This window comes from Streptomyces halobius (assembly GCF_023277745.1).
GTDB classification, from domain to species: Bacteria; Actinomycetota; Actinomycetes; order Streptomycetales; family Streptomycetaceae; genus Streptomyces; species Streptomyces halobius.
Genome location: NZ_CP086322.1, coordinates 5471380 through 5481928 on the forward strand (window position 1 = coordinate 5471380; position 10549 = coordinate 5481928).

The window sequence follows — 10549 nt, forward strand, 5'->3', positions numbered from 1 at the left end:
TCCCGCTGGAGTGGGGCCCGGATACGGATTTCACCTTTGGCTGCGGGCCGTGTAATGTCTTCATCGCTCGCCCCAATAGCTCAGTCGGCAGAGCGTCTCCATGGTAAGGAGAAGGTCTACGGTTCGATTCCGTATTGGGGCTCTGATGTGTGGGACACCTCGTCTTCGGGCGAGGGACTCTCCATCACAGCGGTGTAGCTCAGTCGGTAGAGCAAGCGGCTCATAATCGCTGTGTCACCGGTTCAAGTCCGGTCACCGCTACTGACAGTAGCCGATTGTGGGGTCGGTCCTCCGGTCGGCTACTCATCTTTGCGTTCCATCCGTCCATCTGTCCGTCGAGGAGCACTCACGTGGCCACCACCGACGTCCGCCCCAAGATCACGCTGGCCTGCGTGGAGTGCAAGGAGCGGAACTACATCACCAAGAAGAACCGGCGCAACCACCCGGACCGTCTTGAGATGAAGAAGCACTGCCCCCGTTGCAACTCGCACACGGCGCACCGCGAGACGCGATAACACAGGCTCGTTCCTGAGGCCGTCCCCAATTGCTGGGGGCGGCCTCACGGCGTTGTCACCACTTCAGTACAGGGAGGTCGCGAGCCCATGGCGCTCGACCCGTCTTTTGTCGGACGCACGTACCCGCCCACCGACCCGTACGAGGTCGGGCGGGAAAAGATCCGCGAATTCGCCGAGGCGATCGGCGAAACCAACGCCGCTTACACGGATTCCGCCGCGGCCAAGGCCCTCGGCCACCCCGATGTGATCGCGCCGCCGACTTTTGTGTTCGCCATCACCTTCAGGGACGCGGGTCAGGTCATAGCGGATCCGCAACTGGGGCTGGACTACAGTCGCATGGTGCACGGCGACCAGAAGTTCGCCTACACCCGCCCGGTGCGCGCCGGTGACCGGCTGACCGTCACCTCCACCATCGAGGCGATCAAGTCCATGGCGGGCAACGACATCATCGATATCCGCGGTGAGGTGCACGACGAGGCGGGCGAACTCGTCGTGACCGCCTTCTCCAAGCTGGTCGTCCGCGCCGAGAAGGAGGACTGAGATGACCGCGCAGATCTCTTACGACGACGTCGAGGTCGGCACCGAACTCCCGGCGCGGTCCTTCCCCGTGACCCGCGCCACCCTGGTCCGGTACGCGGGCGCCTCCTGCGACTTCAACCCGATCCACTGGAACGAGAAGTTCGCCAAGGAGGTCGGGCTGCCGGACGTCATCGCACACGGCATGTTCACCATGGCCGAGGCGATCCGCGTGGTCACCGACTGGGTCGGCGACCCGGGCGCCGTCGCCGAGTACGGCGTGCGCTTCACCAAGCCCGTCGTCGTCCCCAACGACGAGACCGGCGCACTGATCGAGGTCAGCGCCAAGGTCGCCGCGAAGCTGGACGACGACGACCGCACGGTCCGTGTCGACCTCACCGCGAAGAGCGCGGGCCAGAAGGTGCTGGGCATGTCCCGCGCCGTCGTCCGCCTCGCCTGAACCGTGTCGGGGGCGGCCGCCGAGGACTGTCGGACCGCCCCCGTACTCTTGGGCCCGTGCAGGAACGCCACGTGGAACACAACGCCCCCCTCGCCCCGCTGACCACCTTCCGGCTCGGCGGCCCGGCGACCCGCCTCGTCACCGCCACCACCGACGACGAGGTGATCGCCGCCGTCCGCGAAGCCGACGACGCCGGCACCCCCCTGCTGATCATCGGCGGCGGCAGCAACCTCGTCATCGGCGACAAGGGCTTCGACGGCACGGCGCTGCGCATCGCCACCCGCGGCTTCGCCCTGGAGGGCACGGCGCTGGAGCTCGCCGCGGGCGAGAACTGGTCCGACGCGGTGGCCCGTACGGTCGAGACCGGGCTGGCCGGCATCGAGTGCCTGGCCGGCATCCCCGGCTCCGCCGGTGCCACGCCGATCCAGAACGTCGGCGCGTACGGCCAGGAGGTCTCCGCCACCATCACCGAGGTCGTCGCCTACGACCGCCGCGCGCGCGAGACCGTCACGATCCCCAACGAGGAGTGCGGCTTCTCCTACCGCCACAGCCGTTTCAAGCAGGACCCGGACGCGTTCGTCGTGCTGCGGGTGCGCTTCGCCCTGGAGGACGCCGGCGGCCTCTCCGCGCCCCTGAAGTACGCCGAGACCGCCCGCACGCTCGGTGTCGAGCCCGGAGACCGGGTCCCGGCCGCCATCGCCCGGGAGACCGTTCTCGCGCTGCGGGCCGGCAAGGGCATGGTCCTGGACCCCGGAGACCACGACACCTGGTCGGCCGGCTCCTTCTTCACCAACCCGGTCCTCACCGAAGCCGCGCACGCCGCCTTCGTCCGGCGCGTCCGGGAACGCCTCGGCCCGGACGCCGCACCCCCCGCCTTCCCGGCCGGGGACGGCATGGTGAAGACCTCCGCCGCCTGGCTCATCGACCGGGCCGGCTTCACCAAGGGCTACGGCACCGGCCCGGCCCGTATCTCCACCAAGCACACCCTCGCGCTCACCAACCGCGGCGCGGCCACCACCGAGGACCTGCTGGCCCTGGCCCGTGAGGTACGGGACGGGGTTCATGAGACGTTCGGAGTCACGCTGGTGAACGAGCCGGTGACGGTCGGCGTCAGCCTCTGAGCGTCCGCCCGGAGCGGCGCCATGGCGCCGTGACCCGCCCTACGCCGCCAGCCAGGCGTCGATGCCCGTCAGCAGGCGCTGCCGCTCGTCCTCGGGGGCCCGGGAGGCGCGGATCGACTGGCGTGCCAGCTCGGCCAGTTCGGCGTCGGAGAAGCCGTGCGCGTGGCGGGCGATCTCGTACTGCTCGGCCAGCCGCGCGCCGAACAGCAGCGGGTCGTCCGCGCCCAGCGCCATCGGCACCCCCGCGTCGTAGAACGCCCGCAGCGGCACGTCCTCCGGCTTGTCGTACACGCCCAGCGCCACATTCGACGCCGGGCACACCTCGCAGGTCACCCCGCGCTCGGCCAGCCGGCGCACCAGCGCCGGATCCTCCGCCGCCCGTACGCCGTGCCCGACCCGGCCGGCGTGCAGATCGTCCAGGCAGTCGCGCACGCTCGCCGGCCCCGACAGCTCACCGCCGTGCGGCGCGGCCAGCAGACCGCCGTCCCGGGCGATGGCGAAGGCCCGGTCGAAGTCCCGGGCGAGCCCGCGGCGTTCATCGTTGGACAGCCCGAAGCCGATCACGCCCTGGTCGGCGTAGCGCACCGCGAGCCGCGCCAGCGTCCGGGCGTCGAGCGGGTGCTTCATACGGTTCGCGGCGACCAGGACGCGGATGCCCAGGCCGGTGTCGCCGGAAGCGCGCCGGACGGCGTCCAGGATGATCTCCAGCGCCGGGATCAGCCCGCCGAGCCGCGGTGCGTACGAGGTCGGGTCGACCTGGATCTCCAGCCAGCCCGACCCGTCCCGGACGTCCTCCTCGGCGGCCTCGTGCACCAGCCGCTGGATGTCCTCCGGCGACCGCAGACACGACCGCGCGATGTCGTACAGCCGCTGGAACCGGAACCAGCCGCGCTCATCCGTGGCCCGCAGCTGGGGCGGCTCGCCGCCGCGCAGCGCCTCCGGCAGATGGACGCCGTACTTGTCGGCCAGCTCCAGCAGGGTCGTGGCCCGCATCGAACCGGTGAAGTGCAGGTGCAGGTGGGCCTTCGGCAACAGGCGCAGATCTCGAACGGCGGCTCCGCCGCGGGCACGGCCGCCCGGGGGGTTCGTTGCGCCTTCCCCTGAAAAGTGCTGCATCCGCAGATCCTGCCGCATGCACCCGCCCGGCCGGTAGGGCCTTTCCCGAAGGGGTGTCCGGAGGAACGCGCGAGCGGGCCGGAACACGCTCCGGCCCGCTCGCGCCTCGGCACCTCCTCACGTGAGGAGGTGCCGCCCTACTTCGCCTCGGCCAGCAGCTTCTGCAGCCGCGAGACGCCCTCCACCAGGTCCTCGTCGCCCAGCGCGTACGAAAGCCGCAGGTAGCCGGGGGTGCCGAACGCCTCGCCCGGGACGACCGCGACCTCCGCCTCCTCCAGGATCAGCTCGGCCAGCTCGACGCTGGTCCGCGGGCGCTTGCCGCGGATCTCCTTGCCCAGCAGCTCCTTCACCGACGGGTACGCGTAGAACGCGCCCTCCGGCTCCGGGCACAGCACACCGTCGATCTCGTCGAGCATCCGCACGATCGTCTTGCGGCGCCGGTCGAAGGCGGTCTTCATCTCCTCGACGGCGGCCAGATCGCCGGAGACCGCCGCGATCGCCGCGGCCTGTGCGACGTTCGAGACGTTGGAGGTGGCGTGCGACTGGAGGTTCGTGGCGGCCTTGATGACGTCCTTGGGGCCGATCGCCCACCCGACGCGCCAGCCGGTCATCGCGTAGGTCTTCGCCACACCGTTGACGATGATGCACCTGTCCCGCAGCTCGGGGACCACGACCGGCATGGACGTGAACCGGGCGTCGCCGTAGACGAGGTGCTCGTAGATCTCGTCGGTCAGCACCCACAGGCCGTGCTCGGCGGCCCAGCGGCCGACCGCCTCGACCTGGTCGCGGGTGTAGACCGCACCGGTCGGGTTCGACGGCGAGACGAACAGCACCACCTTGGTGCGGTCCGTACGGGCCGCCTCCAGCTGCTCCACGGTCACCCGGTAGCCGGTCGTCTCGTCCGCGACCACGTCCACCGGCACCCCGCCCGCGAGCCGGATCGACTCGGGGTAGGTGGTCCAGTACGGCGCCGGGACGATGACCTCGTCGCCCGGGTCGAGGATGGCCGCGAACGCCTCGTAGATGGCCTGCTTGCCGCCGTTCGTCACCAGCACGTTTGCGGGCTCGATCGCGTAGCCGGAGTCCCGCCGCGTCTTCTCGACGATCGCGGACTTCAGCTCGGGGAGGCCGCCGGCCGGCGTGTAGCGGTGGAACTTCGGGTTGCGGCAGGCTTCGACGGCCGCCTCGACGATGTAGCCGGGCGTGGGGAAGTCGGGCTCACCGGCGCCGAAGCCGATCACCGGGCGCCCGGCGGCCTTGAGGGCCTTCGCCTTGGCGTCGACGGCGAGGGTGGCGGACTCGGAGATCGAACCGACGCGGGCCGAGACCCGGCGGTCGGCGGGGGACGTCGGGGAAGGTGTAGCAGCGCTCATGAAAGCATCGTCGCAGACCGCTGACGGGCCGCACACACGGGTTTGCGGGCACCACCCGGGACGTTTCTGTTCGACGCCCGGCTCCGAAGCACGTACACTCGCTGACCGTTGGCTCCCAACGGGCTGCGGCACACGCACTTAGTGCACTCGGTCGCATGCGGTAGGTTGGGGGAACCACAAAGGGTCGTAGCTCAATTGGTAGAGCACTGGTCTCCAAAACCAGCGGTTGGGGGTTCAAGTCCCTCCGGCCCTGCTACACGCACTCACCACGGTGCGTGCACGCGTACGTATGAAATGCACCGCCGTGCGGCTCAACCGGGCGCGGCACGGCCCACGACCCGGATTCAGGTGAGGACGAGTGACGGACGCCCTGGGCTCCATCGACATGCCTGAGCGCGGTCGTTCCGAGGACGAGGCCGCGGAATCCCAGAAGAAGCCCCGCCGCGGCGGCAAGCGCGGCAAGAAGGGGCCCTTCGCGCGTCTCGCGCTCTTCTACCGCCAGATCGTGGCGGAGCTCCGTAAGGTCGTCTGGCCCACGCGCAACCAGCTGTCGACGTACACCACCGTGGTGATCGTCTTCGTTGTCATCATGATTGGTCTCGTAACCGTGATTGACTTGGGTATCAACCGAGTCGTCGGGTACGTCTTCGGCTGACCCCGCGGAGGGCGCCTCGGCGGACGCCCTTTCGCATGTTCAACCCCTTGAAGCAAGGAAGAAGCAGCCACGTGTCTGACCCGAACCTGAACGACGCCACCGAGCCCGTCGCGGCTGCAGAGGCCGACGTTGACGAGGCCGTCCCGGCCGAGGTCGAGGGGGACGCTGCGACCAGTGGCGGCCACGAGGGCGTCGCGGACGTCGTCGAGAGCGCTGAGGGCGCCGCTGCCGGTGAGCCCGCGGGAGAAGCCGCGGTGACCACCGAGGGCGACGCCGGGACCACCGCCGAGGAAGCCGAGGAGGAGCAGGAGCCGGTCGACCCGGTGGCTGCTCTCCGTGACGAGCTGCGTGGCCTCCCCGGCGAGTGGTATGTCATCCACACCTACGCGGGGTACGAGAACCGCGTGAAGACCAACCTTGAGCAGCGTGCCGTTTCGCTGAACGTCGAGGACTTCATCTTCCAGGCCGAGGTGCCGCAGGAGGAGGTCGTCCAGATCAAGAACGGTGACCGCCGTACGGTCCGCCAGAACAAGCTCCCGGGCTATGTGCTGGTGCGTATGGACCTCACGAACGAGTCCTGGGGCGTCGTCCGCAATACGCCGGGTGTCACCGGCTTCGTCGGCAACGCCTACGACCCGTACCCGCTGACGCTGGACGAGATCGTCAAGATGCTCGCCCCGGAGGCCGAGGAGAAGGCCGCCAAGGAGGCCGCCGCGGCCGAGGGCAAGCCGGCGCCGTCCCGCAAGGTCGAGGTGCAGGTCCTGGACTTCGAGGTGGGCGACTCCGTCACCGTCACCGACGGCCCGTTCGCGACGCTGCAGGCGACGATCAACGAGATCAACGCCGACTCGAAGAAGGTCAAGGGCCTGGTCGAGATCTTCGGCCGGGAGACCCCGGTCGAGCTGAGCTTCGACCAGATCCAGAAGAACTAGGTTCTTCCGGACCCACCAGCCGCCGACCAGGTCAGACGGGCGCCAGCGCCGGTCTGACCTGCTCGGTTTTTGGCCGCGCGACGCTACCCGTTATCGTTGTGCGGTATGCCTCCATCCGGATGGCCGGATCGCGGGGCGGACCAACTCCCACGCGGCGGTAGCCGCAGATCGATTGCTCAGGACCCGGAGAGAGCATGCCTCCCAAGAAGAAGAAGGTCACGGGGCTTATCAAGCTCCAGATCCAGGCCGGTGCCGCGAACCCGGCTCCGCCGGTCGGCCCCGCGCTGGGTCAGCACGGCGTCAACATCATGGAGTTCTGCAAGGCCTACAACGCCGCGACCGAGTCGCAGCGTGGCATGGTCGTGCCGGTGGAGATCACGGTCTACGAGGACCGTTCCTTCACCTTCGTCACCAAGACCCCGCCGGCCGCGAAGCTGATCCTGAAGGCCGCGGGCGTGGAGAAGGGCTCCGGCGAGCCGCACAAGACCAAGGTCGCCAAGATCAGCCGCGACCAGGTCCGTGAGATCGCCACCACCAAGATGCCCGACCTGAACGCCAACGACCTGGACGCCGCCGAGAAGATCATCGCCGGCACCGCCCGTTCCATGGGCGTCACGGTCGAGGGCTGATCCTCAGCATCGTCCTTGGGCTCGCGCGGCAACCGCGCATCGGCCCCGTGGCAGGACCAGGCGCTGGTCCGGACCACGACTCCAACCCACCGCATCAGGAGCAGCAGTGAAGCGCAGCAAGACTCTTCGCAACGCGGACGCGAAGGTCGACCGGGAGCGTCTGTACGCCCCGCTCGAAGCCGTCCGTCTCGCCAAGGCCACCTCGGCCGTGAAGTTCGACGCGACCGTCGAGGTCGCCATGCGTCTGGGCGTTGACCCGCGCAAGGCCGACCAGATGGTCCGTGGCACCGTGAACCTTCCGCACGGCACCGGTAAGACCGCCCGGGTCCTGGTCTTCGCGACCGGTGACCGTGCTGCGGCCGCGGAGGCCGCGGGCGCCGACATCGTCGGCTCCGACGAACTGATCGACGAGGTCTCCAAGGGCCGTCTGGACTTCGACGCCGTCGTCGCCACCCCGGACCTCATGGGCAAGGTCGGCCGCCTCGGCCGTGTGCTCGGTCCGCGTGGTCTGATGCCGAACCCGAAGACCGGCACCGTCACCCCGGATGTCGCCAAGGCCGTCAGCGACATCAAGGGCGGCAAGATCGAGTTCCGTGTCGACAAGCACGCGAACCTCCACTTCATCATCGGCAAGGTCTCCTTCGACGAGAAGAAGCTGGTGGAGAACTACGCCGCGGCGCTTGAGGAGGTCACCCGTCTCAAGCCGTCCGCCGCCAAGGGCCGCTACATCAAGAAGGCCAGCATCACCACCACGATGGGCCCCGGCATCCCGGTGGACGCCAACCGCACCCGCAACCTCCTCGTCGAGGAGGACCCCGCGGCCGTCTGATCTCCCTGATCGACGCCGCGTAGCGCGCTGTACGTAGGCAGGCCCCGCTTTCCGTCTGGGAAAGCGGGGCCTGCCGCATTCCGTGTCGGCGCTCTCGGCTACAGTCGCCCCGAGGTCCATACAGGAGATCTAAAGGGGGAGCCTCTAGTGCGTAGCATGCGTATGACCGCCGCTGTGGCGGGAGTTGTCATGTTGGTGGGCGGTCTCAGCGCCTGTAACAGCGACAAGGACGACAACGGCGCCGGCAGCAGTAGCAGCGGTGGGAAGAGCGACGCCGCGGGGCAGAAGAAGCCGCAGTCTCCGCTCGACGCCGCCCTGGCGTCGCTGAAGACGGCCTCGCAGCAGACGAACGACAAGAAGTCCGCCAAGGTGGACGGCACCGTCAAGAACGGCGCGACGGAGCAGTCCATGAAGGGCGGCCTGGACTGGTCGAACGGCATGAACATGTCCGTCGACATCCGCATGAAGGGCGGGTCCGGCATGGGCTCCGGCAAGCCCATGAAGGCGCTCTACACGCCCGACGCGATGTACATGAACATGGGCGTGCCGATGCAGGGCAAGTCCTGGATCAAGTACGACTACGACGTGCTGGCCAAGAAGATGGGCCCGTCCGGCGCGCTCATGAAGGACATGATGCAGAACAACAACCCGGGCCGTTCGGTGGATCTGCTGATCGCCTCGGGCAAGGTCAAGGAAGTCGGCAAGGAGGACGTCCGCGGCGTCCAGGCGACCCACTTCACCGGCACCCTCGCGGTGGCCGAGCTGGCCCGCATGCAGTCCGAGAACGTCAGCGAGTCGGACCTCAAGGCGCTGGAGAAGCAGCTGGAGCAGGCCGGCGCCAAGAACGAGACCATCGATCTGTGGATCGACGGCGACAACCTGCTCGTCAAGAAGCGCGAGCGGATGGACGGCAACAGCCCCTACGACTCGACGGTCTTCTACTCGGACTACGGCACCGAGGTCACGGTGACCCCGCCGCCGGCGGGCGACACGATGGACTACAAGTAAGCAGCGGTAGCGGCCGGGCGGGGGCGCCGTGGATGCCCCCGCCCGGCCGATTTGCCTGAGCGCAGGCCGTTCCCGTACCGTACCCGGGAAGCCAAAGACCGCTGGTTGTCCCCGCGCGTCCGATCCCGGGCGTGTGGTGGCCGAAGGATCCGCTAGCTGCGGACGGCCTGCGCAGGTGTGTATGAGACGAACTCCCGGATGCCGTCCGGTCGAGTCACGCCCCGTGCTCCTGCGCCGGGGCGTTTGTTTTGCCCAGCCCCTTCTGCGCGGTCCTCATCACCCGGAAGGAGGCCGAGGCCCATGGCGACGTCCGACAAGAACGCAGCCGTTGCGGAGATCACGGAGAAGCTCCGTTCCTCCAACGCAGCCGTTGTGACTGCTTACACCGGACTGACTGTGGCGCAGCTCAAGGAGCTGCGCCGTTCTCTCGGCGAGAACGCTCAGTACCGTGTGGTGAAGAACACGCTGACCAAGATCGCGGCCAACGAGGCCGGGATCCAGCTGGACGAGCACCTCAAGGGCTCGACGGCTGTCGCCTTCGTGACCGGTGACCCGGTCGAGGCGGCGAAGGGTCTTCGTGACTTCGCCAAGGAGAACCCCGCTCTCGTCATCAAGGGCGGTGTCCTTGAAGGCAAGACGCTGACCGCCGACGAGATCAAGAAGCTTGCGGACCTTGAGTCCCGCGAGGTTCTGCTCGCCAAGCTGGCGGGTGGCATGAAGGCGTCCATGGCCAAGGCCGCGGCGACCTTCCAGGCCCCCCTCACGAAGTTCGCCCGCACCGCGGACGCGCTTCGCAGCAAGGTCGAGCAGGGCGGTGCCGGTACGCCGGCTCCCGCCGAGGCCGCCGAGTAAGTATTCGGTCGCCCAGCGGGCCCGTACGCCCGCCATTCATGTTCATCCGGCACCAGCCGAATTAGTGGAAGGACCGCCACCATGGCGAAGCTCAGCCAGGAAGACCTGCTCGCGCAGTTCGAGGAGATGACCCTCATCGAGCTCTCCGAGTTCGTGAAGCTCTTCGAGGAGAAGTTCGACGTCGAGGCCGCCGCCCCGGCCGCCGTCGCCGTTGCCGCCCCGGCCGCCGCGGCCGCCGAGGCCGCCGAGGAGCAGGACGAGTTCGACGTCGTCCTCACCGGCGCCGGCGACAAGAAGATCCAGGTCATCAAGGTCGTGCGTGAGCTGACCTCCCTGGGTCTGAAGGAGGCCAAGGACCTCGTCGACGGCACCCCGAAGCCCGTCCTGGAGAAGGTCGACAAGGCCGCCGCGGACAAGGCCGCCGAGTCCCTCAAGGGCGCCGGCGCCTCCGTCGAGGTCAAGTGACCTCGCTGAGTCTCCGACTCATGTCCTGAGCGCCTCCGGCGCTCCGTGGACACAGAGAAGGGCGATCACCCATGCGGG

13 protein-coding genes and 3 tRNA genes are annotated in these 10549 nt (G+C 68.6%); 14 read left to right on the forward strand and 2 right to left on the reverse strand.

Annotated features, from left to right (window positions below):
- Positions 1 to 69: 69 nt before the first annotated feature.
- From K9S39_RS24845 to K9S39_RS24870, 6 genes are all read left to right on the forward strand, one after another.
- Positions 70 to 142, forward strand: a tRNA-Thr gene (locus tag K9S39_RS24845).
- Between the two features lie 46 nt (positions 143 to 188).
- Positions 189 to 261, forward strand: a tRNA-Met gene (locus K9S39_RS24850).
- Between the two features lie 89 nt (positions 262 to 350).
- Positions 351 to 515 carry a 50S ribosomal protein L33 gene (gene rpmG / locus K9S39_RS24855; protein ID WP_248865537.1) on the forward strand — a complete coding sequence of 55 codons (165 nt, stop codon included), beginning with the start codon at positions 351 to 353 and terminating at the stop codon, positions 513 to 515.
- Between the two features lie 87 nt (positions 516 to 602).
- Positions 603 to 1055, forward strand: coding sequence for a MaoC family dehydratase N-terminal domain-containing protein (locus K9S39_RS24860; protein WP_248865538.1), 453 nt, complete (start codon positions 603 to 605; stop codon positions 1053 to 1055).
- A 1-nt stretch (position 1056) separates the two neighbouring features.
- Positions 1057 to 1491 carry a MaoC family dehydratase gene (locus K9S39_RS24865; protein ID WP_248865539.1) on the forward strand — a complete coding sequence of 145 codons (435 nt, stop codon included), beginning with the start codon at positions 1057 to 1059 and terminating at the stop codon, positions 1489 to 1491.
- Positions 1492 to 1547: 56 nt separating this feature from the next.
- A complete protein-coding gene (locus K9S39_RS24870; RefSeq protein ID WP_248865540.1) occupies positions 1548 to 2612 on the forward strand; it encodes a UDP-N-acetylmuramate dehydrogenase in 1065 nt (354 codons plus the stop codon).
- A gap of 39 nt (positions 2613 to 2651) precedes the next feature.
- On the opposite strand, the gene K9S39_RS24875 is transcribed toward K9S39_RS24870, so the two are convergent.
- The gene (locus K9S39_RS24875; RefSeq protein WP_406708011.1) at positions 2652 to 3746 is read right to left on the reverse strand and encodes an adenosine deaminase; all 1095 of its coding nucleotides are present in this window, start codon (positions 3744 to 3746) and stop codon (positions 2652 to 2654) included.
- Between the two features lie 119 nt (positions 3747 to 3865).
- A complete protein-coding gene (locus K9S39_RS24880; RefSeq protein WP_248865541.1) occupies positions 3866 to 5101 on the reverse strand; it encodes a pyridoxal phosphate-dependent aminotransferase in 1236 nt (411 codons plus the stop codon).
- Between the two features lie 180 nt (positions 5102 to 5281).
- On the opposite strand from K9S39_RS24880, the gene K9S39_RS24885 reads away from it, so the two are divergent.
- From K9S39_RS24885 to rplL, 8 genes are all read left to right on the forward strand, one after another.
- Positions 5282 to 5354: transfer RNA gene (locus K9S39_RS24885), tRNA-Trp, on the forward strand.
- A 105-nt stretch (positions 5355 to 5459) separates the two neighbouring features.
- Positions 5460 to 5756, forward strand: coding sequence for a preprotein translocase subunit SecE (gene secE / locus K9S39_RS24890; protein WP_248865542.1), 297 nt, complete (start codon positions 5460 to 5462; stop codon positions 5754 to 5756).
- A gap of 71 nt (positions 5757 to 5827) precedes the next feature.
- Positions 5828 to 6688, forward strand: a complete 861-nt coding sequence (gene nusG, locus K9S39_RS24895) for a transcription termination/antitermination protein NusG (protein ID WP_248865543.1) — start codon at positions 5828 to 5830, stop codon at positions 6686 to 6688.
- A 194-nt stretch (positions 6689 to 6882) separates the two neighbouring features.
- Positions 6883 to 7317 (forward strand): 50S ribosomal protein L11, encoded by a 435-nt coding sequence (gene rplK / locus K9S39_RS24900; RefSeq protein WP_137966925.1) that lies wholly within the window; start codon positions 6883 to 6885, stop codon positions 7315 to 7317.
- Between the two features lie 106 nt (positions 7318 to 7423).
- On the forward strand, positions 7424 to 8146 hold the full coding sequence (rplA, locus tag K9S39_RS24905; RefSeq protein ID WP_248865544.1) for a 50S ribosomal protein L1: 723 nt from the start codon (positions 7424 to 7426) through the stop codon (positions 8144 to 8146).
- Between the two features lie 162 nt (positions 8147 to 8308).
- A complete protein-coding gene (locus K9S39_RS24910) occupies positions 8309 to 9154 on the forward strand; it encodes a hypothetical protein (RefSeq protein WP_248865545.1) in 846 nt (281 codons plus the stop codon).
- A gap of 300 nt (positions 9155 to 9454) precedes the next feature.
- Entirely contained in the window at positions 9455 to 10006 is a 552-nt protein-coding gene (gene rplJ / locus K9S39_RS24915; RefSeq protein WP_248865546.1) for a 50S ribosomal protein L10, read from the forward strand.
- A gap of 81 nt (positions 10007 to 10087) precedes the next feature.
- Positions 10088 to 10471, forward strand: coding sequence for a 50S ribosomal protein L7/L12 (gene rplL, locus K9S39_RS24920; protein WP_248865547.1), 384 nt, complete (start codon positions 10088 to 10090; stop codon positions 10469 to 10471).
- Positions 10472 to 10549 lie beyond the last annotated feature (78 nt).